Here is a 25538-nt window from a genome sequence, read left to right as displayed (position 1 = left end):
TTACATTCTTTTTAACATGGAAAAATCAATCAATGTCATCGCTAGTTTTGGTGCGGCAGTAGTAATTGTAGGAGCCTTATTTAAAATTGTCCACTGGGATGGAGCCAACGAAATGTTAATGGTTGGTATGTTCACAGAAGCGGCCATTTTTATTTTGTTTGGGGTTTTATACTTACAAGCAAAACCAGAGAAATCTTATGATTGGGAAAAGGTTTATCCAGAGTTAGTGGGTGGGGCTCCAGTAGCTAGACCTACTTCTACAGGTGGCGTAGATGCTTTAGCAAGTTTGAAAGGTTTAGGTCCTGAGGTTGTTGAAGGTTTGACAAAGAGTTTGAAAGGATTGACTGAAACAGCCAATAGTTTACAAGATATTTCCAAGGCAACAGTAGCAACGCAAGATTTTGTAAAGTCGCTATCTTCTTCTTCAGAATCATTAGGAACATTAAATAAATCTGTTTCTGAAGCAGCTAGTTCACTAGGGGCCATTTCGGTATCTTCTGCTGAAGCAGCTAAATATGCACAACAATATGCCAAAGCAGGTGATCAATTATCTACTTTGAATACAATATATGAAACAGAGATTCAAGAAGCGACTAAGCACTTGAAAGCTATTAATAGTTACTATGGTAATGTTAATTTGACTGTTGAACAGATGGCAGCTACTCAAAAGGATGCAGAATTGTTCAAAGCAGAATTAGCTAAATTGAATGCTAATATTCAATCATTGAACCAAGTGTATGGTAGTATGTTAACAGCTATGAAAGGCTAATTTTTCCACTTTAGCTTTGATCTCATAAGTATATGGCAAGTTTAAAAGAGACCCCCCGGCAGAAAATGATCGGGATGATGTATTTGGTACTCACCGCCCTGTTAGCTTTACAGGTAAGTGATGCTTTATTACAGAAGTTTACCTTGTTAAATAATAGTTTGGAAATTGCGAACCAATCAGCAAGTTCTAAGAATAAGAGTATGGTTACTGGTATTGAAGATCGGATTAAAGATCTTCCTAATCCTGCTGCATATTCGGACATTCTCAAGAAAGCCAATGAGGTACGTAAATTGTCAGATGAATTAGTGAATCACATCGATGGATTAAAATCAAAAGTGATTGAAACTGGAGGAGGAATTGATCCAGAAACAGGAACGATTAAAAATCCAAAAGAAGAAGAGAAAGTATTCGAATTGATGGTTGGGGCTAATTCTAAAGGAGAAGCTTATCGTTTAGTTCCCATGTTTGATCAGTATGTGACCAAACTACAATCTATCGCTGATCCAGGTACTAAATTCCCATCTTTAGCCTTAGCTGCCAAAGATGATCCAGTGGCTAGTCGCGATGCCGCTCAATCCAATAAAGATTTTGCTGAGTTAAATTTTGAACATACACCTGTTCCTGCTGCTTTGGCAACATTAAGTCAGAAGCAAGCAGAAGTCAGACGCTATGAAACCGAGGTGTTAAGCCAATTGGCATCTAAAGTAGGAGCTAAAGAAATCAAGTTTGATAAAGTTTTTGCCCAAGTTTCAGCAAATGCGAATACCGTAGTAGCAGGTATGGAATACCAGGCAGAAGTGTTTATTGCAGCTACTTCATCTGGTTTTACGCCTCGTATGAGTTTTAATGGAGCTTCTATTCCTGTGGTAGACGGACGTGGTCAAATTAAATTCAAAACATCTGGAGGTGGATATGATGCCAATGGACTTTCTAAAAAGACCTACACAGCTACGGTGGCTTACATGAGCCCAGCAGGTCCAAAAACGGAATCCATTCAAAAGGAATATTTTGTTTTAAAGCCTACTTATAATATCGAAACTGCTACTTTACCAGCTTTGTATTTGGGATGTGCTAACCGCTTAAGTGTGGTGAGTCCAGGTTTAGGCGCTTTGTGGAATCCTCAGTTCTCGGCCGAAGGTGGTGAAGTTATACCAGGCCAAAATAGAGGAAAAGTAACCGTGGTACCTTCTTCAGCAACAATTACATTAAATGTGAATAATGGAGGTACTTTATTAGGAAAAGAAACGTTTAAAGTACGCCGTGTTCCAAGACCAGATGTACGCATTTTTGGTAACGGCGGAGAGTTAAATGAGAAAAAAGGTACTAGCGCTTCTGGTTTAAGAACCTTAGATGCTAGAGCTATTGCAGATGAGTCATTCAAAGCGACTAATCCAGAAGATGCCAACTACCGTGTGGCTCAGGTTTATGTAGCTTTAGTGCGTGGTCAAAGAAAAATTGACGAGATAGCCAATTTACCTGGTTCAGGTTCAATTGCTAAGTTAGCTTCTCAAGCACAGCCTGGAGATCGCTATTATATTGAAGTAAAAGAAGTTCAAAGAAAGAATTTCAAAGGAACAATTGAAACCATACCCGTTTCTATGGTTAAAAATATCCCTTTGAGTGATTAGGAAAACCCGGTATATGAAATCAGTTAATCAATTTTTATTGTTAGTTTCTCTCATCTGTGGATTTAGTGCCATGGCTCAGGAGAAACCAGTAGATGAATCTAAGTTGAATTCAGTGCGTCCCATTGATCCAGCAAACATTCACTACAAAGCTCGTCTATGGCGCAGAATGGATTTGAATGAAAAAATTAATCAACCATTTTTCTCTGTGAATAATGAGATTTCTAAGTTCTTAGTAGAATGGGTAGAAGCGGGAATCTTAATTCCCTATGTGAATGATTCATTAGCAACGAAATTAACCGCTGCTCAATTTAAAGAAAAACTTCGCATGGATGACTCCATAGGTGAAGGGAGTCTATCTGAAGCAGAAAAAGCGGCTGGTTTTGGAGCTGAAGGTGGAGATAAAAAAGCAGCAGTGGATGATGGTTGGGGAACAACAACCAAACCAGGGGCTGCCACTAAGAAAACAGATGATTTTGACGCTAAGCCGGTGGCGAATTTAGATTCATATTTTTTCCCGAAAGAACTTTCCATTATAGAAATTAAAGAAGATGCTATCATTGATCGTCAACGTTCAAGATTGTATTTTGATATTCAAGCACTTACTTTGATTATTCCTGCTTCGAAAACAAAAGCTGGATTTGATAAGCCTGTAGCTTCTTTCCGTTATAAAGACGTTTATAAATTATTTAGAAGTAATCCTAACTGTATTTGGTATAATGCTGAAAATGAAACGCAGCACAAGAATATGGCAGATGCCTTCGATTTGAGAATGTTTCAAGCAAGAATTATCAAAAAAGGAAATGCTGAAAATAAATTCTTAACAGATATTTATAGCTCTGATCGCGAGGGTCTATTAATGTCTCAGCAATTGGAATATAAGTTGTTAGAGTTAGAACACGATATGTGGGAAAATTAATCTAAGATTTTCTAATGAGAAGGAGGCTTTGGCCTCCTTTTTTTATGCCCAATTACTTGATAATTAGGGGGAATTATCAACTTCTTTGTGATGAGTTATCATTCAAAATTGGAAATTGTGGTATTAAATTTCTAACCATGCAATGTCTTAAACAAATAGAACGTTTACATCGAATTCATCGATTAATTCAACATGAATCCACAGGTTCAGCAGCTTCATTTGCCGAACATTTACATATGTCGCCACGGCAATTAAATTCCTACATGGAGATTTTACGTGATATGGGAGCCCCCATTACCTTTTGCTCAGTTATTAAGAGCTATAAATACAGTTCTCCTGTCAAGTTTGATTTCGAATTGCGACTTTTTGTGTCTGATAAATTGGTTTATTCTTTAGATTAGTCAGATTACAGCTAATTTTGGACATGATTTAATACAATTATTCAATTTTTTGATGACTAAGCTGTAACTTGCAGGGTAAATTGAATAATTAAGTATATATGTCGTATCAACGCAAGACAAAAATAGTAGCCACTGTAGGTCCAGTATCTGAATCAAGAGAATCCTTAATTCAATTAGCTAAAGCTGGAGTAAACGTATTCCGTTTAAATTTCTCTCACGGAACTCATGAAGATCATTTAGAACGATTGAAAACGGTTCGTTCGATTAGTGAAGAGTTAGGATTGAATTTATGTATTCTTCAAGATTTGCAAGGCCCTAAAATTAGGACTCAAATGGTGGAGAATAACGGTGTGGTATTGGAAGCAGGGAAACAACTCATCTTTGCCATGGATGAAAATTTACTTGGAACTTCTGAGAAAGTGGGAACTACATATACCTCTATGTATTTAGATGTGAATGTAGGAGAGCGTATTTTGATGGATGATGGAAATTTAGAAGTGAAAGTACTTGCCATCGATAAAGAAAAGAAGGAAGTTTTAACAGAAGTGGTATATGGTGGTATTTTGAAATCGAAGAAAGGTATTAACCTACCTGGAACGAAGGTTTCTTTACCATGCTTAACTCCCAAAGATGAAGCCGATTTGTATTTTGGTTTAGACCATGGTGTTGATTGGGTAGCCTTATCATTTGTACGTAAGGCATCTGATATCTGGGATATTAAGGAAAAAATTAAAGCATACGGTAAAAATACTCGTGTGATTGCTAAGATCGAAAAGCCTGAGGCGATAGATCATTTAGATGAAATTATTGAAGCTACTGATGGTATCATGGTAGCTCGTGGGGATTTGGGTGTGGAAATGGATGGAGCTGTAGTTCCTTACTTACAAAAAGTAATGGTTGAGAAATGTACAGCAGCTGGTAAGCCAGTTATTGTGGCAACTCAAATGCTAGAATCCATGATTCAAAATCCAGTTCCTACTCGTGCTGAAACTTCAGACGTAGCTAATGCTGTTCTTCAAGGAGCATCTGCCACCATGTTAAGTGGTGAATCAGCTTCTGGTTCTTACCCAATTAAAGCGGTAGAAACGATGGCACATATTCATGAAATTGTCGAGCAACAGCAAAATGCCATTTCTGTCGTTAAAGGTGACGAAGTAGCCATTTATTTCAAGAACCATGCTTTGGCACAAGGTTCAAAAGAAGTGGCATTGACGGATCGTTTGATCGCAGGTGCATGTCGATTAGCTCGTGACTCAAAAGCCAAAGCTATTCTTTGTATTACTAATTCAGGACATACGGCATTCCGTTTGTCTGCTCACCGTCCAAAAGCTGACTTGTATGTATTTACTTCGGACAAGCAGTTAATGTCTACCATGGGCTTACTTTGGGGTGTGAAGGTATTCTTTTATGATCCATCAGCTGAGAGCGCAGAAAAGACGGTAGCAGCTATGGTCGATAAATTAAAGCAAGATCAATTATTATCAGCAGGGGACGTTTTTGTAACGACCTTGTCTATTCCTGCCCATTCGGGTAAGAAGACCAATACAGTACAATTAGGGGTGGTTGAATAATCAACCCCTAATTGTTAATATTTTGTTTGGTGTTTAAAGCATGAATAAAAAGAATACATTTCTTTCTAGTCCTTTCACTGCACTTTTTACTCTTTGGTCCATGTTTTGGTTCATTGGAGTTTTTCTGCTTTTTTACCCTTTTATTTTCATTTTACTTCAAAAGTTGAGCTACCGTAAGTATGCGGCCAAATTGGTGCGCATCTGGTCTAAATGTTTCTTTTTTTTCAGTTTTATTCGTTTCGAAGTAAAGCATCATTTTGTGCCTGATAAAAAGCAGAATTATGTTTTTTGCGCCAACCATTTTTCATTTTTAGATATACCAGTAATTGTTTATCTGTTAGAGCATTATACTTCATTTGTGGGTAAAAGTTCATTGGGGAAATTACCATTATTCGGATATATGTATGCACGATTGAATATTTTGGTCAATCGTTCGGATAATGCCAGCCGTGCAGGATCGCTATCCAAGGCACTTAAAGCATTACAATCGGGCAGAAGTATTGCAATATTCCCAGAAGGAGGAATCGTTTCTAAAAAATACCCATATATGGCCAAACCATTGAAAGATGGAGCCTTAATTATGGCGATTCAACAACAGATACCTTTGGTACCCATTAGTTTATTTAATAATTATCAAATTTTCTCTGATAAACCATTGATGATTCGTCCCGGGGTTATTCGTGCTGAAATACATCCACCCATTATTACCAAGGGATTGACCATGGATGATGTTCCTATGTTACGAGAAAAATTGTACCATATTATTCAAGATCCGATCTTGAAATATTATTCTTTAGACGAACCTCAATAAATCAGGCTATGCGCCACTGGATATCCATCGTCGTGTTAAGTTGGGTTTTTCTTGCTTGTTCTGATCAAACTAAGGAAGAAAAGGCTGATTTACCGCGCCCAAAAGGATATAATCGAATTATATTGCCTAAGGCGACCTATCAAGAAGTGGAAAAGGGGCATCCATTTACTTTTGAAGTTTCAAAATATGCCCAAGTATTGCCCGATACCGTTTCATGGGCAGAGCCTCATTGGTTATATATTTATTATCCTCAATGGCATGCTTTTATCCAGCTGACTTACAAGCCTTTGAACAAGGATCGAAAGAAGTTAGCTAACCTTATCAACGATGCGTACACTTTGGCATCTAAACACCAAGGTAAGGCTCGAGGAATTCAAGAATATGTCATGACTACCCGTTCAGGTAGAAAAGCGGGCATCATTGAGTTGGATGGGGAAGTGGCTACTTCATTTCAATTTTATACGACCGATAGTGTCAAACATTATTTACGTGGTGCCGTTTATGTAAAGACTGCTACACAAAATGACTCCTTAGCTCCCGTTATTCAGTTTTTAAAAAAGGATGCCATGCATCTAATTCAAACCTTGCAGTGGAAACCTTAATTATTGGGGTTTAAATCTAGGTTTGCCAGTCCACGAATCTTTCCTTTTCTTTGTAGCTAGCATGAACGAGTCAACAGCATTGTCGTCTTCAGAGGAATCAACGGTATTTGTGGATGCTTTGCTTCCCTTACCTATTCCACGGTATTTTACATACCGTGTGCCAAGGCAATGGGCTGATTTAGTAGAAGCAGGTATTCGGGTTGTCGTGCCATTTGGCTCCTCCAAAGTTTTGACGGCAGTTATTGTATTGGTTCATCATCAGCCGCCTAAGCAATATCAAGCTAAATATATTTTAGAAATATTAGATGAGAGTCCCTTAGTGACAACCTCACAAATTAAATTATTTCATTGGGTTGCAGAGTATTATATGTGCTACCCTGGAGAGGTCTTTCAGATAGCTTTGCCAGCAGGATTGAAGATTTCCAGTCAATCAAAAGTTCAGATTAATCCAGCTTATTCCGAAGAAATTACCCTGAATGAAAAGGAGCAATTGGTTTTTAATGCCATTCAAGAAAAGGGGTCAATGTCTTATGATGAGATTGCTCAATTGGTTGAATTAAAGAGTCCTTATCACCTAATTAAATCCATGGTAGGGAAACAGGCCATATTAATTTTTGATGAGTTGAAAGATCGGTATACGCCTAAAGTGATGCGTAAAATACGATTGACAGAACCATTTGAAAATAAGGAAAAATTGGTGGAGCTCATTCAGCAATTGGAGTCGAAGCCCAAACAATTGGCCATCATTTTACATTATTTACAGTTTATTCCTGTTTTACGAAATCCTGAAACCAATCAAAAGGGACTAGAGAAATCTAGTTTTTCTCAAGCTGAGCTATCGGAAAGTTCTTTGCAGACTTTATTGAAAAATCAGGTATTTGAGAGTTTTGAAGTGGTGGTTTCCCGATTTGGACAAGATTCGGAAGATTTTATTCCAGCTGCATTTGATTTGAATCAGGCTCAGAATAAGGCATATCAAGCTATTTTAAATCAATTCCAAGATAAAGACGTAGTGCTGTTGCATGGTATTACAGGGAGTGGTAAAACGGAAATTTATATAAAGTTGATTCAAGAAGCATTGGCTAATGGGAATCAAGTACTTTATTTATTGCCGGAGATAGCCTTAACTACCCAAATTGTCTTACGTCTCAAACGTATTTTTGGTGAGCAGGTAGGTATTTATCATTCCAAATTTTCGGATAATGAGCGGGTGGAAGTTTGGAAGTCGATTGTTGAAGGCAAATATCCGTTTGTCGTGGGTGTTCGATCTTCTGTTTTTCTCCCTTTTTCCAATTTGGGTTTAGTGATTGTCGACGAAGAACATGAATCGTCCTTCAAGCAGGTAGATCCAGCACCTCGCTATCATGCCCGTGACGTTGCAGTTGTGTTAGCCAAACAGCAAGGAGCCAAGGTATTGTTGGGATCTGCCACTCCATCTATTGAATCCTATTATCAGGCTAAAGAAGGGAAATATGGTTTAGTTACACTTAAAGAACGGTTTGGAACAGCTACTTTACCTCACATCACCTTGTTAGACACCAAGTATGCTCAGAAAATGAAGCAAATGAAAGGTGGTTTTTCAATGGATTTGATTGCTGCTTTAGAAGATAATTTTAATCGGGGAAAGCAAAGTTTATTGTTTCAAAATCGGAGAGGATATTCACCTTACATTCAATGCCAGGATTGTGATTGGATTGCGACTTGTAATCAGTGTGACGTTAGTTTGACTTTTCATGCCAGAGATCAAGAACTACGCTGTCATTATTGTGGATATAGAGAAGGTCTATTGAGACGCTGTGCGGCTTGTGGAAGTACGCAATTGAAGACCATGGGCTATGGAACTGAAAAGTTAGAAGAAGAGCTACAGCTGCATATGCCTGATGCAAGAATTGGAAGGATGGATTTAGATACTACCCGCTCCAAAACGGCATTTACCAGTTTATTAGCAGAAATTACTTCGGGAAATATTGATGTTTTGGTAGGGACTCAAATGGTTGCTAAAGGATTGGACTTTGAAGGATTATCCACAGTAGCCATTTTTGATGCTGATAAAGTGATTAATTTTCCTGACTTCAGAGCACATGAAAGAGCCTTTCAATTGATTTGTCAAGTGGCTGGAAGGGCAGGAAGAAGAGAAGAACAAGGACAAGTATATATTCAAACGAATCAGCCTACTCATCCTATTTTTGATCATATTTTGCAGAATAATTATGAGGCTATGTATGCGGAGGAAATAGTGGAAAGAGAAGGCTATCATTATCCTCCCTTCAGCAGATTAATTAAATTGACTTTACGAAATATGGAGGCAGCCCGAGTAGAAATGGCAGCTAGACATTTAGGGTTAGCTTTAAAAGACAAATTTGGTCATGGCCGCGTTTTAGGACCTGAAAAACCTTTGATAGAACGAATTAGGAATCAATATGCCATGGAGATCCTTATTAAAATTGAAAAAGGATTGGCATTAGCTAAATTTAAAGAAGCCTTGAGAGAGGAAATAGATATTCAATCTTCTCATGCAGCCTGCAAGGGTGTTCAAATTATTATCGATGTGGATTGTTTGTAATCAACGTTTGAAAACAACATCTTCTATCGGTAAGCGATTCCTCTTTCCATAAATTCCCTCGTTTGTTCCTTTGCCCACTGCCACAATCATATTGATTTCGGCTTGATTGGGGAGTTGTAAGGCTCTTTTGACTAGTTTAGCGTCAAATCCCTCCATTGGACAGGTATCGTACCCCTCGGCAGCAATAGAAAGCATAAAGGTTTGAGCAGCTAACGCACAGGATTTATGCACCATGACCCGTTGGTCTGCTATTCCAGCAAATCGCATAAATGGATTACTAAATCCCTTAACAAAAGTAATGGCTCTTCTGACTAAAGTACTGAGTCCAAATAGATCTGTTCGATATAATATGGGCATTAAAATGCCATAATAATCCAAAGCTCTTTTTTCAGATTTTGAAGGTTCTCCAGTCATGGAAGCTTTAATTTTCTCGATATTCCACTGCGCATGCTTTTTCCAGTGGTCTTGTCGAGTGACAAAAACCAGTAAATGAGAAGCTGTGCGTGCAGCGGATTGTCCTAAACAAAGCTTTTCATATTTAGCCTTTTCTTCGGGACTACTAATCCAATAGAATTCCCAAAGTTGCATATTGCTACTATTGGGTGATAGAATAGCTCGATCAAGACTTTTTTGAATTACTTCATCAGGTACTTGAATTTGCGTATCAAATCGTCTGTTTGATCTTCTTCTTTGTACAATTTCATCAAAAGCTTGTGATAGATTCATCGACATATATTTCGAAGTAAATATAAAGAATTACCTGATTATTAAGGTTTTTTGTCTTCTAGTTCATATCTAACGTAAGCAAATTTTGATCCATCTGGTGACCAGGAAGGTACATTGATTGTGCCTTGTCCTCCATAAAATTCCTCAGTCAAATCCTCTATTTTTTTTGATTTCAGATTCAACATTCGAAGTTTTACTTGATGACCAAAAGGGTGACTTTGTTTCTGATCTTTGATATAGCTTATAACGACGGCTTCTTTGCCATTAGGGCGAATATGGGCAAACCAGGTGGAGTAATCATCAAAGGTCATTTGTTCGGCTTGACTTCCATCTGGTCGCATGCGCCAGATTTGCATTTTCCCAGATCGGTAAGAGTTGAAATAAATGTATTTCCCATTAGGAGTATATTCTGGGCCATCATCTAAACCGTCTTCAGTAGTTAGTCTTATTTCGGGACCACCTTGGGTATCCATAGCATATACATCATAGTTTTTGTTTCTTTCAGCACAGTAGACCATGATTTTTCCATCAGGAGAGATACCATGCCAATAGGAGGGGCCTTGATTGGTTAAGCGAATAGGTTGGCCACCTTGATTTTCTACTTTAAAAATTAGGGAGCCACTAATGCCTGAGCTTGGGTCAGAGCTGGATATATAAAGAGTTTTTCCATCAAAACTATATCCATGGTCATTATTGCATTTTTGAATCGTACCTGTTGGTAATTGGCCTAATTTCTCACCCATGGGGCTGATTTTTTCTAACAAGCCCAGGCTATTGATGAGTAGATGAGTTCCATCAACAGACCAGTTGGGTGCTTCAAAATGACGATGCTCTTTGAGTATTTCAGTGCTTTTTTTCGATTTCACATCATAGATGTGCAAGGAACTAATAACACTTTTTCCGGCCGGAATTTGAGAAAGACCAGTCCAGCTAACACAAATTAATGCGAGAATTGATGCGTATTTCATAGTAGTGATTTTAGTATGAAAAAGTACAAAAAAAAAGTCAGGACGGCTGTCCTGACTTTTTTAAATAACATGAAATAAACGACTAGTAGTTGTTTTGTTTCAATGTTGGTTTTCCATCTTTCTGAGAGTTTAAGATCTCATCATTTGGAAGAGGGAAGTATTCGTTTTTGTTAGCAGTAAATTTACGACCAGCTAAGTAACCTCTTTTATTGTAAGTGTTACCTGCCATATCTTTACCATTAACAGCTTCTTCAGCTAAGTATTTGTTCAAATAAGGCTCTGCAATTCCCCAACGAACTAAGTCGAAGAAACGGTGACCTTCCATTGCAAATTCTAAACGGCTTTCCATACGTACTGCATTCAATGTATAATCTTTTCCTTTAGCAGCAAATGTACCAGTTGGATAAGGATTAACTACATAGTTCACAGAAGCATCTTGAACAGAACCATTCTTAGCACGGTTACGGATGATGTTTACATAAGTTTCAGCACCACTTAAGTTGCCTAATTCTGCCTCACACTCAGCTAACCATAAGATAACTGAAGACATTTTCAATAAACGGTAGTTGTTGTTAACTGCACGCTTGTTAGTCGAGTGAGTTGAGCTACCTTCATCTGCTAAGTAATACATCCATTTCTTACCAATATATGGTCCAGAGTAGTTTTGGTTACGAATCCAATCGTATCCTGGCATTACACCCCAGTCTAAGAAGTTTACTCCACGACGACCTACTGTCCAATCCAAACGAGGATCAACTGGTACAGACTTCATCAAAGTGAATGGTTGGTTAGATTTGAAACCTTGGTCATTTGGTAAGTCGATAGCATTGTAAGTATCAGCTGTACCATCTGCTTTAGCTCCAATTAATGGTAAACCATCATCAGAAGTTTTGAATGCATTTACCAAGTTTTGAGATGGTAAATAGAATCCGCAACATCCACGACCTGGAGAGTTAGCTGAATATGGCCAGTTTAAGTTATCACCCGCGTTACCGTTGTTACCAGTAGAACCATCATTAACAGAGAATTCAACTTCGAAAATTGATTCTGCGTTGTTATTAGTGATGTTTCTGTAGTTGTCATGGTAGTTAGTCATTAACTTCTTACCTGAATTTTTGTAAACATCTTCTAACAAAGTTTTAGCAGCAGCCCATTTCTTTTGGAAAATATAAGCTTTAGCTAAATAGGTCATAGCTGCCCATTTTGTAGCACGACCTTTTTGAGCTTGAGTAGCTGGAAGGTTTTCCATAGCAAATTTGAAATCCGCCTCAATGTTTGGCCAAATGTCTTTGTCATTTGGAATTTTAGTTGAGTTTGGATCATCACGCTTGTAGATAGTCTCATCAATGTAAGGAATCATGTTCCACATCTTTTTACCTTCGAAGTGATAGTGACCACGTAAGAAACGAGCTTCCGCAACTACTTGCGTTTTCTCAGCATCTGTCATGTCTTTCACATCTGGGCTTTTGGCTAATAAAATAGCTTCGTTAGCACGAGCTACTCCATCATATGTGTGTTGCCATTTACCTAAGAAGTAAGTGTTATCAGATAACCAAACAAATTGCTCGATATACTCTTGCTCTGGTTGGTCACCAATATCAGTACCTTTTACAGCATCACCAGAAGTGATACCACCAAATACGTAATTGGAGATCGTTGATTGACGACCCGTATTACCAGCACCAACGCCGTCTAATAATGAGTACGCTCCAATCAATAATGCATTCACTCCATTCTTGTTGCTCAAGGAGGTTAATGAAGCCGCTCCTTGTGGCTGAATGTCGAAGAAACTATCTGAGCAAGAAGTGCTCAGTCCGACGATCGCTACTAATGCGAATGTGATTAACTTTTTCATTTTTTTATGATTTATTTTCAAATGATATCTAGATTAAAATCCTACTCTTAAACCAACATTGTATGATTTAGCAACAGGGAATGCACCTTCATCAATACCCATGTGGATATCTTGGTTGTCATTACCTGAAGTTCTCAAGTTGATATCTGGATCTAAACCTTTGTATTTAGTAAAGGTGAACAAGTTTTGACCTTGAATATACACTTGAAGTGAGCTTAGTTTTAATTTCTTAACTACGCTTGAAGGTACATTGTAAGTTAATTGAATGTTCTTGATTCTCATGTAAGAACCATCTTCAACAAAATACGAGGAGATTTGCTGACTTACACCATCTTGAGAGTTCAAGCGAGGTAATAAAGCTACGTCACCTTGTTTCTTCCAAGAGTTGTATAACATATCCTTAGAACGGTTTCCTTGGAATGTATTGAAGTCTGTCCAGTATTTCAAGTAGTTGAAAATTTGATTTCCTTGAACACCTTGAGCAAATACAGTTAAATCAAAGTTTTTGTATCCTAAGTTTAAGTTCAAACCGTAAGTGAAGTCTGGGTGTGGGCTACCAATGATAGTTTTATCCGCAGCAGTAATAACACCGTCTCCATTCACATCTCTAAATTTGAATACACCCGCACGAGTATAAGTACCAAATTTAGGAGCAGACGCAGCTTCAGCGTCATCTTTAATAACACCATCTACGATGTAACCATAGTAACTAGCGATAGGTAAACCTGCTTTCGTTACAGAAATTGCTGGAAGACGAGTAGAGAATCCGAAGATAGTTGCGTTCGGGTCATCATTCAACTTAACAACATTGTTTTTGTACTGGCTGAATTGACCAGAGATAGCATATCTAAGTTCACCAATTTGGTTGCGGTAAGTTACGTTGATATCAATACCTTTATTGTTAACCTCTCCAATATTTACATAAGGGATAGTAGCCGTTCCAGCTGTTTTTGGAATAGGTACTTGAGTTAACATATCAGATGTAGTACGAGTATACCAGTCAAATGCAACATCTAATTTGTTGTTGAAGAAACTTGCATCTAAACCAATGTTAGTTGAAGTATTTGTTTCCCAACGACCAGATGTGTTACCAAACTGAGAAATATCAAAACCTGCAGCAATAGCATTACCAGAACCACCGATATCATATGCGTTGTTATCTGGGTTTGGAGTAAACAATGTATAAGCATTGTATACGTTTGGAATCAACTGGTTACCAGTTTTACCCCATCCACCACGTACTTTCAAGTCGTTTACGAAAGTCAAATCTTTCATGAAAGCTAATTCTGTCAAACGAGCACCTACAGAGAATGCAGGGAACGTACCATAACGGTATGCAGAAGAGAAACGAGATGAACCATCGCGACGTAAAGTAAAGTCAGCTAATAAGAAATCCTTATATGAGTAGTTTACTTTTCCGAATTGAGAGAACAAAGCAGTCATTGTAGCACCAGAACCTGCATTGGATAAACCAGCAGCAGAACCATTGTTCAAATAACGGTAAGTTAAATCATCAAATGCAAAGTTTGAACGAGCAGCATTGAAACCAAATGCATACGTAGAAACAGCTTCAGTACCTACCAATACGTTGAATGTATGATCACCAATCGTTTTGTTGTAGTTCAATGTATTGTACCAAGTTACAGCACGATCATATGAGTTAGAAACAGTTAAACTGTTAGCAGATCTTGGCTCAGCAGCTTCAATATCACGGTTCAAATAAGCCGACTGGTTATAGTTATTGTATTCAAAACCTAAACTAGTACGAGCTTTTAAGTTTTTGATAATTTCGAATTCTAAGAATACGTTACCAAAAATGTGGCTACCTTTTGTAGGGTTATCTTTTTCTCTCCACTGACGTGCCAATGGGTTAGGAGCATTACCTAAGTTAGATCCACGAGAACCAGCAAAACCATTCAAATCAGAAGTGTTAGTACCACCTAATCCTACTGGACCACCTGTGATATCATATACTGGAATGATTGGTTGAATACGAATAGCAAACATGATTGGGTTTGATTCGTTGTTGTTTCCTGAAGGAACACCTACTTTCTCGTCGTATGATACAGTGAAGTTTTCACCAAAAGTCAAGTTACCTTTTTTGAATTCAGTGTTAGCACGAACTGAATAACGTTGGTAGCTAGTATATTTCAAAATACCATCTTGGCTGAAATATGAACCAGAGATTGCATATTTACCGTTTTTAGATCCACCTGTTGCTCCAATTTGGTAATTAGAGATTTTAGCAGGCCCAAAAATAACGTGTTGCCAATCAGTACCTTCCTTGTTAGCTTTAGTGATATTGAAAGCTGTTTTACCTAAGTTTGGATCAGCTATATCATTTGTATATGTATAATTAGAAGGCAATGAACCATATACGTTTGGATAGATGTAATCTGCGATAGTTTGTGAACCATCTGCTCCGAAACGGTATTGTGCCGAAGGAGAAGTTCCAGCGGGCTTACCTGCACCAATTTCAGATTCATAGTAGAATTGACCTAATTCTTTTGTGTTCAATAAGTCCAATGTTTTACCAACATCTTGTGTACCAGTGTACATGTCAAAGTTGATTTTTGGCTCACCTTCACCACCACGTTTTGTTGTGATGATCACAACTCCATTCGCAGCACGTGCACCATAGATAGAAGCCGCAGAAGCATCTTTCAATACTTGCATTGACTCGATATCACTTGGGTTGATTTGGTTCAAAGTACCTTGAGTAGGAACTCCGTCAATTACATACAGCGGGCTGTTGTTATTGATGGAACCAAAACCACGTACACGAACCATAGTACCACCACCTGGAGAGTTGTCATTACCTACAGTTACACCAGCCGCACGGCCTTGTAACATTTGAGTAACTGAAGCAGATGGAACTGCAGTTAATTCTTTCGAACTAACAACGGCTACCGCCCCTGTGATGTCTTTTTTACGTTGTGAGGCATAACCTGTAACAACGATTTCGCTTAATTGGCTTACATCTTCATCTAAAGTGATGCTGATGCTAGTTCTGTTTCCTACTGGAACAGATTTAGCCACATAACCTACAGAACTAACCGCTAATTCAGCGTTAGCACTTTTAACTGTAATGGAGAATGCTCCATTCCCATCGGTGGTTGTACCGGTGGTTGTACCTTTAACTAAGACGGATACTCCTGGAATACCGCCGCCTTTAGCGTCCTGTACAGTACCAGATACTTTTCGGTCCTGACCCCAAGCTACCCAAGAAACGGATAACATTAAAGCCATTAAGAAGACCACTCTGCTTACGTAGAAATTTGTTTTCATTTAGTAAAAGATTTGAGTGAAAATTTGATTTTGTCTATAAAAAATAGCCTTTTATCGACTTAATCGCCTGCAAGTTAGGCCTTACAATTTAAAGATTAGCACATTAGGGTAAAAAAATTTCACTTATTTAATATACTATTCTTGAACTCAGGACTTTAAAGGCAAGGTATATTTTAGATAATGGTGGTTTTATCCTTTGGCATTGATTACCTTTGTCCTTCAATTTTTAATCTTGTTTAACAGTCAACCATTTACATTCTTTATGTTAAATCTTGTACTATTTGGGCCTCCAGGGGCAGGAAAAGGAACTCAGTCAGCAAAATTGATTGATAAATATGGTTTAATTCATTTGTCCACAGGAGATTTGCTACGTGCTGAGATTACTGCAGGTACAAGTTTAGGCCTTGAAGCTAAGAAACTAATGGATCAAGGTATTCTTGTTCCAGATTCAGTAGTGATAGGAATGATTGAAAATAAATTGAATGAAAATAAAGGGGCCGCTGGATTTATTTTTGATGGTTTTCCTAGAACAGTAGCTCAAGCAGAGGCTTTAGATACCTTGTTAGAAGGACATCAATTATCCATCAAACACATGATTTCGCTGGAAGTGAATCAAGAAGAATTGACGCAACGATTATTAGAGCGCGGAAAGACTTCAGGTAGACCAGATGATCAAAATGAAGAACTAATCCGTAAAAGAGTGCAGGAATATGGAGAAAAAACGGCTCCAGTTGCTGGACACTATGCTTCCCAAGGAAAATTCCAAGGAATCAATGGTATTGGTGAAATTGAAGAAATATTTGGACAGATTGTCCGCATCATTGAGGGTTAATAGCCCGGTATAATACCTTATGACATCCAATTTTATAGATTACGTAAAGATAAACGTCCGCTCTGGTAGAGGAGGGTTTGGATCTTCCCATTTTCGTCGTGAAAAGCACGTACCTAAAGGAGGCCCAGATGGGGGTGACGGTGGTAGAGGTGGGCACATCTATTTAGTTGGGAATTCTCAACTTTGGACTTTACTTCATTTAAAATACCAAAAACACATTATTGCTGATAATGGCAAAGGTGGAGAAGGGGGAAGAAGGTCAGGTGCTGAAGGCGAAGATATTTTCATTGAAGTTCCTCTAGGTACCATCGTAAAAGATGCTGAAAGCAATGAGTTTTTAGCTGAGGTAACAGAAGAAGGTCAAAAGATATTATTACTTCCAGGAGGAAGAGGCGGGATGGGTAATACTCATTTTAAATCTTCAACCAATCAATCCCCACGCCACGCCCAACCCGGTGAAGAAGGCCAAGATCGTTGGGTGATTATGGAATTGAAAGTGTTAGCTGATGTCGGTTTGGTTGGTTTTCCCAATGCTGGTAAATCCACTTTACTTTCTGTCTTATCCGCAGCTAAACCTGAGATTGCAGATTATCCATTTACAACCTTAGTCCCTCATTTAGGTGTAGTGGCATACCGCGATTATAAATCATTTGTGGTAGCTGATATTCCAGGAATCATCGAAGGAGCCTCTGAAGGAAAAGGTTTAGGTTTGCGTTTTTTGCGTCATATAGAGCGTAACTCCATTCTTTGTTTCTTGATTCCTTCCGATGCTAAAGATTGGGGTAAAGAATACGAAATTCTTTTAGGGGAATTAGAGAAATTTAATCCTGAATTGCTTCAAAAGCAACGTGTTTTGGTAGTTTCCAAGATGGATATATCCATACCAGAAATGCAGGAAGAAATTAGGGCGAGCTTGCCAGCAGATTTGCCGGTAGTATTTATCTCCTCTATTACTCAAGAAGGTATTCAGGAATTGAAAGATGTTCTTTGGAAAACCTTACAAGAAGAAAACGCGAAGTTTCAAGCGGATACTTTATTAGCTAAGTCGTTACAAGAGGAAAATGATGATGCTACACCGGAAGAAGAATCCCCTTTCATAGAAGAAGATTAAGCCCGAATTTGTTCGGCAACGATAGCAATTCCCTCATCAAAACTCCTAGGCTGATAACCTAGGAGTTTTTTTGCCTTGTCTAAAACAAAGCCTGTTCTAGGTGGGCGCTTAGCGGCCTGTTGGAAGGTAGAAGAATCGGCTTTTTTTATTAATTCTATAGGTAAAGTAAAGAAATTAGCCGTTTTGATGGCCATTTCATAAGGGGTTAGAAAATCAGAACCCGATATATTGAATACGCCTTCCGCTTCTTTTTGGGCAATCAACCAGCAGCCAATGGCTAAATCTTCGGCTAGGGTAGGAGTGCGGAATTGATCCGTAACAACTTGAATGGATTTGCCTTCTTCCAATGATTTTTTTACCCACAAAATGATGTTTGTTCGGCTCATATCTTGAACAATACCAAATACAAGTACCGTTCTAGCGATAGCCCAACGAATCGATGATTCTTGTAGTAGTTTTTCTGCAGCTAGTTTACTCTCTCCATAAATGGAAATAGGATTGGGCTGAGCTTCTTCATCATAAGGCCCATGTGCACCATCAAAAATAAAGTCAGTAGATAAATGACACATAAATGTGTCGTGAGCTTCGCAGGCTTGGATTAAATAGCGTACTGCTGTTACATTCAATAATTCGCAACCTGCTGGATCCACCTCACAGGTATCCACATTCGTCATGGCTGCCGTATGAATTAATACGTCAGGTTGATAGGCTTGAAAAATATCCATTACCTCTTTTTCTTGCGTGATATCTAAGGATACATAGGTATACCCTGAACTTGAAGCAAGACGGTTGGGACCTTTAGCTGTTGCAATTAAGTCAATGTCCTCTTGCTTGACGAGCAATTGCACTAATTTTTGACCTAATAAGCCATTGGAACCGGTAATTAAAATTTTCTTTTTCATGCGAAATTTCAACAAGATTATGGATTTAACTCTGCCCTAATGGCTTGTAGGATTTTTCTAGCACCCGAATTTACCAAATCTCCCGCTAAATGTTCACCTAAAATTTCAGGATGAGTACCAATTTGTGTGAATTCTATTTTTTGTTGGCCATTTAAACTCAGCACACCGCCCGTTAATTGTAGAGAATCCTCTTTTAAAACAGCATGGCCATATACGGGAACACTACAGCCTCCTTCTAGTTGATACAATAAGCTTCTCTCTGCCAACAGGCATTTTTCTGTTTCTATATGGTTACAGGCGGCCCTAATTTGTTCTTTGAGGCTGGGATCCAAAGTAACGGCACATTGAATGGCCACTGAGCCTTGTCCCACGGCTGGGACAAATTGTGCTATTTCTAAATGTTGCGTGATATAAGCACTCATATCCATGCGGTGTACTCCAGCATAGGCTAGAAGCATGGCATCGCAGGTGCCTTGTTTCAGTTTTTCTAGTCGAGTTTGTAAATTCCCTCGCATTTCTACTGCTTCATGCTGTGGATAGAAATGCTTCAAAAATGCTCTTCTGCGTGTTGAAGAGGTGCCAATTTTTAATTTCTTGTCTGTATCTAAACGTAAGCTAGGGTCTAAACTAAGCACCACATCATGTGCAGCTTCTCTTTCGGTATATGCTATTAATTCTAAATCTTCTGGTAAATGTGAGGGCAAATCTTTGGCTGAATGTTGAGCAATATCAATTTCTCCTTCTCGGAGCATCGTTTCTAACTCTTCCGTAAAAACCCCTTTTGAACCAATTTTAGATAAAGAGCGATCTAATACTTGATCTCCTTTGGTGCTAATGGCCATTAGTTCATAGCTAAATCCTGCCTTTTCTAGCAAGTGACCAATATGGTTTGCTTGCCATAAGGCTAATGCTGAATTTCGAGTTCCTATTCTAATATGCTGCATGTTTAGGCTTTTTGTGGTGCATGATAAATGCGGACAAATTGTAAGGATAAGTCTAAATGGACCATTTTGGCACGGGCGTTTCTCTCCAAATGGTAGTGTACATCCGAAACTTTACTAGACATCTTTTCTATTTTCTCTTGACTTAAAGTCTTTGAAAAATTATCAATGAATTTTTTTTCTTTTTCCAATGATTTTATCAATTGAGGGGCACCCGAAATTTGATATAGACATTGTCTAAGCACGTGAAGGCTATATTCTAAAAGGCCTTTTTGATCTTCTTTGGCAAAACCGTCAAACTGGTCAGCTAAAATCACCAACTTGCTCAAGTTTTTGGAATAGATGGCTCGCATCCATTCTGCAAACCAAGTGGAAGTACTTAAATTTTCCGTTTTCGACTTTTCTAATGCCCAAGAAATATTCCCTTCTGCGCTTTGGGCTAATTGCAATGCTTTGTCAGGGTCAATGGAAGATTGTTCCACTAAAAAATCAGCGATGGCATGCTCTTCTACCATGGGAATTTTTACACGTTGGGTCCTAGAAAGGATGGTGGCGAGTAATTTTTGAGGATCAGAACATACCAATAAAAATAAGGTAGTAGAAGGCGGTTCTTCCAAAGTCTTTAGCAGAGCATTTCCTGAAGAGGCATTTAATGATTCAGGATTCCATAAAATGACAACTTTAAAAGGCGCCTCAAATGGTTTTAAGCTAATCTTTGGAATCAGTTTTCGGGTTTCTTCTACAGGAAAATTCCCTTGTTTGTTTCCTTCTGCGCCTAAATAAACCAGCCATTCAGGCAAAGTTCGATAGGGAGAATCAGCAATAAAATTTCTCCATTCAGGCAAGAATAAGTCAGATTCAGGTTCTTTTACTTTTTTTGTAACGATGGTCGGAAAAAGGAATACCAAATCGGGATGAACTGCTCTTTTCATTTTTTGACAGCTCGCGCATTCTCCACAAGCATCATCCCCTTGTCGATTCGTACAAAATAAATAGCTTGTAAATGCCAAGGCCAAGGCTAATTGAGGTCCTCCATAGGAGCCATGAAACAATTGAGCATGCGCAATATGCTGATTTTGCACAGCAGCACTCAATGTTTTTTTGATATCAAATAAGCCCGGAATATCCTTAAAAAGCATGCCTTTTGGAATGAGTAAACGAAAAGGCTAAGTTCGGAAAGAAGCCTCCTCTTTCCAAATTTCTTCCATGACCTGAGCTAGATTTTCAGGAATTGCTTGATGTTTTAGGTTGATCCATTGGCTGGCTACTTGTTTCGCCTTTTCCATTTGGTAGGTTTGGGCATTGGGATATTCTCCCCAAGTAAAAGAAGGGATAAATTTTGGTAAGAAACCTTGGCTACTAATATTGCAATGGCAACCGATGACGCTGCCTGTATTGAACTTACTGTGTATGCCTGTTGTAACAAAATCGCCCATGATAAGCCCTAGGGCCATGATACCTGTATTTCTGGGCTTTGATAGGCTATAATCAAAGATGGCAACAGGTTTTAAATCATTTTTTAGATTGGAATTACTGGTGAGAGCTCCCATATTGCTATGCGCGCCAATGACGGAACTTCCAATATATCCTTCATGCGCTTTATTACTAAAGGGGAAAAAGATGGAGTGATTTACTTCTCCTCCCACTTTGCATCCTGGACCTATGGTGGTGTTAGGTCTGATTTTAGCACCTAAATTAGTTGTTGAGCCTTTTAAAAAAGCGACCGGTCCTTGAATGATGGTTCCCATTTGCAGATTGACATCTTCGCCTACATAGATAGGGCCAGAACTAGCATCCAGCATGCATCCTTTTAACTGAGCACTTGGATGTATGAAACAATTCGATGGAGATAAAATGATGTTGCCCAGAGATTGATATTTTTCGACATCAAATGGGGCAGGCTGTATTTCTTGCTGCAAGACCTCAGCTTGATGTATTAAAAGATCTTCAGGATGTTGAATCCAACGGGCCTTTCCTGCGTATTCTACTTTTCGTTTGTCGGAGAATGGGGAATCTTGCGATGGGCGAGGTTCTGAACCTGTAAAGGCTAATACCTGTTGGCCTTGAACTAAAACAGTATTGTGCTCTAATTGGGAGATTGCTGAAACAACAGCTTGATTGGGGAGTAATGATCCCAAAATAGAAAGATAGGTATTTGCAGGCTGGTGGCTGTTTGGTATAAACGACTTCCATTTATCCTGTATCGTGCTGGTTCCGAGCCATAATTGATCTAGAGATCGATAATAGCTCAATGGCCTCATGGATTGAACCAGGAGAGGGTCATTGTAGAAGTTGACATTTTCCAGCATGCGGCAAAAATACAATAAAAAAGCCTCCCTGAAACAAGTTCGAGGAGGCCAAGGTAATGTTTTTTGTTTGGATTAGTTTTTCTGAGCGTAACGCTTGTTGAATTTATCCACACGACCTGTAGTATCTAATAACACGTTTTTACCTGTGTAAAAAGGGTGTGATTGAGAAGAAACCTCAATTTTAAATACAGGATAAGTAGCTCCTTCGAATTCAGTTGTTTCAGTTGTATTAACGCAAGAACGAGTTAAAAACTTGTAATCTGCTGATAAATCGTGAAATACAACTTCTTTGTATTCTGGGTGAATGTCTTTTTTCATGTTGGGTAGTATAATGACGATTCCCTGCCGTCTTGTTGTTTGATAATGAAACCTGTGGGATGAAGGTTTAGGTAATTCGGGATGCAAAATTAAAGATTTAATAAGGAAAACCAAAAAAATGTATAACAATTTTTCGGGGTTTTTGCCAATAATTGATTGCTTAAAAAAATCTTAAAAAATATTTTCTGGTACTTTTCAAAGACGCAGATGTCGTAACGAATTGACATGAGGTTACTTGAATGTTGTATTTCAAATAAGCCTTATTTTTTTATTTTTTTTGGAGAAAAAATAGTTTGCAAGCGGTGTTCTTTTTTTCTAATTTTACGTAGTGCCCAACCCCCCAAGGAGTATGCAATCCTTGGATGAAGTTAAAGCTTAAAAACAAAACCGCCAACCATTTTTCAAGTGATATTTACTTGAATGTTTTAGATGAGAAATTTTCTAGAATGGGAATCTTTTGTGCTTTAAAAGGGTTGTATGCTGAATAATTGAGACGCTAATTTTTCTAATATATAAAGTATGTACGTAATTAAAAGAGACGGTCGACGTGAATCTGTCAAGTTCGATAAAATCACAGCAAGAATTGAGAAGCTTTGCTATAGCTTGGATCCATTTTTTGTTCAACCTCTAGAGGTTGCTAGAAAAGTGATTACAGGGCTTTATGACGGGGTTAAAACCACGGAGTTGGATAACTTAGCGGCTGAGACAGCAGCTTCGTTAACGACCAAGCATCCTGACTACGCTGTATTGGCAGCACGTATCGCTATCTCTAACTTACACAAGAATACATTGAAGTCCTTTTCGGCAACAATGAAGCGCTTGTATACGTATGTAGATCCCAAAACAGGTCAAAATGCAGCACTTCTTTCGAAGGAAATCTATGATATCATCAAAAAAAATGCGGTAGAGTTGGATGAAGCTATCATCTATGATCGTGATTTTGGTTATGATTATTTTGGTTTCAAAACATTAGAGAAATCATATTTATTAAAATTAGAAGGTCAAATCGCTGAGCGTCCTCAACATATGTTGATGCGTGTAGCTGTTGGTATTCATGGTGCTGATATTGCTGCTGCGATTGATACCTACAATTTATTGTCGGAGCGTTGGTTTACCCATGCTACACCAACTTTGTTTAATGCAGGTACTCCTAAGCCTCAGATGTCGTCTTGTTTCTTGTTAACCATGCAAGATGATTCCATCGAAGGTATTTACGATACATTAAAACAAACTGCTAAGATTTCACAATCTGCTGGTGGAATTGGTTTGAGTATTCACAATATCCGTGCTACGGGATCTTACATCAAAGGAACCAACGGTACATCCAATGGTATCATCCCAATGTTGCGTGTATTTAATGATACAGCACGTTATGTAGATCAAGGAGGAGGAAAGCGTAAAGGATCGTTTGCTATCTACCTTGAGCCTTGGCATGCCGATGTATTTGACTTCTTAGAATTGAAGAAAAATCACGGTAAAGAAGAAATGCGTGCTAGGGATTTATTCTACGCATTGTGGATTCCAGATTTGTTCATGAAGCGCGTGGAAGAAAATGCCGAATGGTCATTGTTCTGTCCTCATGAGTGCCCAGGTCTTTCTGATGCCTATGGTGAAGAGTTTGAAGCATTGTACGAAAAATATGAATTGGCTGGAAAAGCAAGTCAAGTTGTAAAAGCTCAGGAATTGTGGTTTAAAGTATTGGAGTCACAAACAGAGACAGGTACACCTTACATGTTGTACAAAGATGCTGCCAATAAAAAATCAAATCAAAAGAATTTAGGTACGATTAAGTCGTCTAACTTATGTACTGAAATCATGGAGTATACTTCTAAAGATGAAGTAGCTGTATGTAACCTTGCTTCACTGGCATTGCCTAAGTACGTTCGAATGAACGAGCAAGGAATCTTGGCATTTGATCACGATAAATTATACGAAGTAACAAAAGCGGCAACTCGCAACTTGAATAAGATTATCGATGTGAACTATTATCCAGTGCCAGAAGCAAGAAATTCGAACTTGCGTCACCGTCCTATCGGATTAGGTGTACAAGGTTTGGCTGATGTGTTCATTATGTTACGTATGCCATTCGAGTCAGAAGCAGCGAAACAATTGAATAAGGATATTTTTGAAACTATTTACTACGCATCTATGGAAGCATCCATGGAGCTAGCGAAAGTAGAAGGACCTTATTCTACATGGGAAGGTTCACCTATCTCTAAAGGTGTTTTCCAATTCGACATGTGGGGAGTAACTCCAGAATCAGGACGTTGGGATTGGGAATCACTTCGTCGCTTAGTTGTAGAAAATGGAGTTCGTAACTCCTTGTTAGTGGCTCCAATGCCAACGGCATCTACTAGCCAGATTTTAGGAAATAACGAGTGTTTTGAACCGTATACTTCTAATATTTATGCACGTCGTGTATTGTCTGGAGAGTTTGCGGTTGTTAATAAACACTTGTTAAAAGATTTGATCAAATTAGGCTTGTGGAATGAGAGTATGAAGAATAAGCTGATCTCTGCGAATGGCTCGGTTCAAAATATCCCTGAAATTCCTCAAGACTTAAAAGATTTATACAAAACAGTTTGGGAGATTAAGCAAAAAACGATTTTAGAAATGGCCGCAGATCGCGGAGCCTATATCTGCCAATCGCAAAGCTTGAACATCCACATTCAAGATGTGAACTTTGGCAAGTTAACATCCATGCATTTCCACGCTTGGAAGCTAGGATTGAAAACAGGTATGTATTACCTACGTACCAAAGCTGCTGCTGATGCCATTAAATTCACTATCGAAAAACAAGCAGAAGTGGCGATTGAGCAAACTAATAATGTGCATGAATCAGAAATGCAGTATGCGAGACAGCAAGCTGCATCAGCTGCTTCATTCACCGAAGCAGAATCGCAGAATAGAGCCGATATGACTTGTTCTTTAGACAATCCTGAAGCATGTGAGGCCTGTGGTTCTTAATAAAAAGCTGTTATTCAGTTTCAAATTGTGTTTAAAAATCACTTGATGGCAACATCAAGT

General features: G+C 38.5%; 20 protein-coding genes. 11 read left to right on the top strand and 9 right to left on the bottom strand.

Annotated features, from left to right (window positions below):
• The first annotated feature begins 16 nt into the window (after window positions 1-16).
• The 8 genes from porL (at window position 17) to priA (ending at window position 9261) form a co-directional block, all read left to right on the top strand.
• Window positions 17-769 (top strand): type IX secretion system motor protein PorL/GldL, encoded by a 753-nt coding sequence (gene porL, locus EWU22_RS11990; RefSeq protein WP_109323648.1) that lies wholly within the window; start codon window positions 17-19, stop codon window positions 767-769.
• A gap of 32 nt (window positions 770-801) precedes the next feature.
• Entirely contained in the window at window positions 802-2397 is a 1596-nt protein-coding gene (porM, locus tag EWU22_RS11985) for a type IX secretion system motor protein PorM/GldM (RefSeq protein ID WP_130925740.1), read from the top strand.
• Window positions 2398-2410: 13 nt separating this feature from the next.
• Window positions 2411-3313: a type IX secretion system ring subunit PorN/GldN gene (porN, locus tag EWU22_RS11980; RefSeq protein WP_109323644.1), complete on the top strand. Its 903-nt coding sequence runs from the start codon at window positions 2411-2413 to the stop codon at window positions 3311-3313.
• A gap of 137 nt (window positions 3314-3450) precedes the next feature.
• Entirely contained in the window at window positions 3451-3714 is a 264-nt protein-coding gene (locus EWU22_RS11975) for an HTH domain-containing protein (RefSeq protein WP_161566857.1), read from the top strand.
• A gap of 98 nt (window positions 3715-3812) precedes the next feature.
• Window positions 3813-5285, top strand: a complete 1473-nt coding sequence (pyk, locus tag EWU22_RS11970) for a pyruvate kinase (RefSeq protein ID WP_109323640.1) — start codon at window positions 3813-3815, stop codon at window positions 5283-5285.
• 40 nt (window positions 5286-5325) lie between these two features.
• Window positions 5326-6096, top strand: a complete 771-nt coding sequence (locus EWU22_RS11965; RefSeq protein ID WP_130925738.1) for a lysophospholipid acyltransferase family protein — start codon at window positions 5326-5328, stop codon at window positions 6094-6096.
• 8 nt (window positions 6097-6104) lie between these two features.
• Window positions 6105-6698, top strand: coding sequence for a gliding motility lipoprotein GldD (gldD, locus tag EWU22_RS11960; RefSeq protein ID WP_226998211.1), 594 nt, complete (start codon window positions 6105-6107; stop codon window positions 6696-6698).
• A gap of 61 nt (window positions 6699-6759) precedes the next feature.
• Window positions 6760-9261, top strand: coding sequence for a replication restart helicase PriA (priA, locus tag EWU22_RS11955; RefSeq protein WP_130925737.1), 2502 nt, complete (start codon window positions 6760-6762; stop codon window positions 9259-9261).
• Here priA and EWU22_RS11950 read toward each other — a convergent pair whose 3' ends face one another.
• From EWU22_RS11950 to EWU22_RS11935, 4 genes are all read right to left on the bottom strand, one after another.
• Window positions 9262-9987: a nitroreductase family protein gene (locus tag EWU22_RS11950; RefSeq protein WP_161566856.1), complete on the bottom strand. Its 726-nt coding sequence runs from the start codon at window positions 9985-9987 to the stop codon at window positions 9262-9264. It abuts the gene before it with no gap.
• 41 nt (window positions 9988-10028) lie between these two features.
• Window positions 10029-10955 (bottom strand): TolB family protein, encoded by a 927-nt coding sequence (locus EWU22_RS11945; RefSeq protein ID WP_130925736.1) that lies wholly within the window; start codon window positions 10953-10955, stop codon window positions 10029-10031.
• 82 nt (window positions 10956-11037) lie between these two features.
• On the bottom strand, window positions 11038-12810 hold the full coding sequence (locus EWU22_RS11940) for a RagB/SusD family nutrient uptake outer membrane protein (protein ID WP_130925735.1): 1773 nt from the start codon (window positions 12808-12810) through the stop codon (window positions 11038-11040).
• 33 nt (window positions 12811-12843) lie between these two features.
• On the bottom strand, window positions 12844-16059 hold the full coding sequence (locus EWU22_RS11935) for a SusC/RagA family TonB-linked outer membrane protein (protein WP_394364568.1): 3216 nt from the start codon (window positions 16057-16059) through the stop codon (window positions 12844-12846).
• A gap of 301 nt (window positions 16060-16360) precedes the next feature.
• Between EWU22_RS11935 and EWU22_RS11930 the strand changes: the two genes are divergently transcribed.
• Both EWU22_RS11930 and obgE read left to right on the top strand, forming a co-directional pair.
• Window positions 16361-16930, top strand: a complete 570-nt coding sequence (locus tag EWU22_RS11930; RefSeq protein WP_109323631.1) for an adenylate kinase — start codon at window positions 16361-16363, stop codon at window positions 16928-16930.
• A 19-nt stretch (window positions 16931-16949) separates the two neighbouring features.
• Window positions 16950-18041, top strand: coding sequence for a GTPase ObgE (obgE, locus tag EWU22_RS11925; RefSeq protein WP_130925733.1), 1092 nt, complete (start codon window positions 16950-16952; stop codon window positions 18039-18041).
• Here the strand turns inward: obgE and EWU22_RS11920 are convergent.
• The 5 genes from EWU22_RS11920 to EWU22_RS11900 form a co-directional block, all read right to left on the bottom strand.
• Window positions 18038-18943 carry an SDR family oxidoreductase gene (locus EWU22_RS11920; protein WP_130925732.1) on the bottom strand — a complete coding sequence of 302 codons (906 nt, stop codon included), beginning with the start codon at window positions 18941-18943 and terminating at the stop codon, window positions 18038-18040. The genes obgE and EWU22_RS11920 overlap by 4 nt on opposite strands.
• A 17-nt stretch (window positions 18944-18960) precedes the next feature.
• A complete protein-coding gene (gene hemC / locus EWU22_RS11915) occupies window positions 18961-19887 on the bottom strand; it encodes a hydroxymethylbilane synthase (protein ID WP_130925731.1) in 927 nt (308 codons plus the stop codon).
• Between the two features lie 2 nt (window positions 19888-19889).
• A complete protein-coding gene (locus tag EWU22_RS11910; protein ID WP_130925730.1) occupies window positions 19890-21023 on the bottom strand; it encodes a DNA polymerase III subunit in 1134 nt (377 codons plus the stop codon).
• A 27-nt stretch (window positions 21024-21050) separates the two neighbouring features.
• Window positions 21051-22193, bottom strand: a complete 1143-nt coding sequence (locus EWU22_RS11905) for a putative sugar nucleotidyl transferase (RefSeq protein WP_130925729.1) — start codon at window positions 22191-22193, stop codon at window positions 21051-21053.
• A gap of 72 nt (window positions 22194-22265) precedes the next feature.
• On the bottom strand, window positions 22266-22511 hold the full coding sequence (locus tag EWU22_RS11900) for a type B 50S ribosomal protein L31 (RefSeq protein WP_109323601.1): 246 nt from the start codon (window positions 22509-22511) through the stop codon (window positions 22266-22268).
• 519 nt (window positions 22512-23030) lie between these two features.
• Between EWU22_RS11900 and EWU22_RS11895 the strand changes: the two genes are divergently transcribed.
• Window positions 23031-25478, top strand: a complete 2448-nt coding sequence (locus EWU22_RS11895; RefSeq protein ID WP_109323597.1) for a ribonucleoside-diphosphate reductase subunit alpha — start codon at window positions 23031-23033, stop codon at window positions 25476-25478.
• Window positions 25479-25538: the final 60 nt, after the last annotated feature.

The organism is Aquirufa nivalisilvae (assembly GCF_004307455.1).
Classification (GTDB): Bacteria; Bacteroidota; Bacteroidia; order Cytophagales; family Spirosomataceae; genus Aquirufa; species Aquirufa nivalisilvae.
The sequence above is the reverse complement of the archived record's forward strand: the minus strand, read 5'-3'. Positions and strand labels throughout refer to the sequence as shown.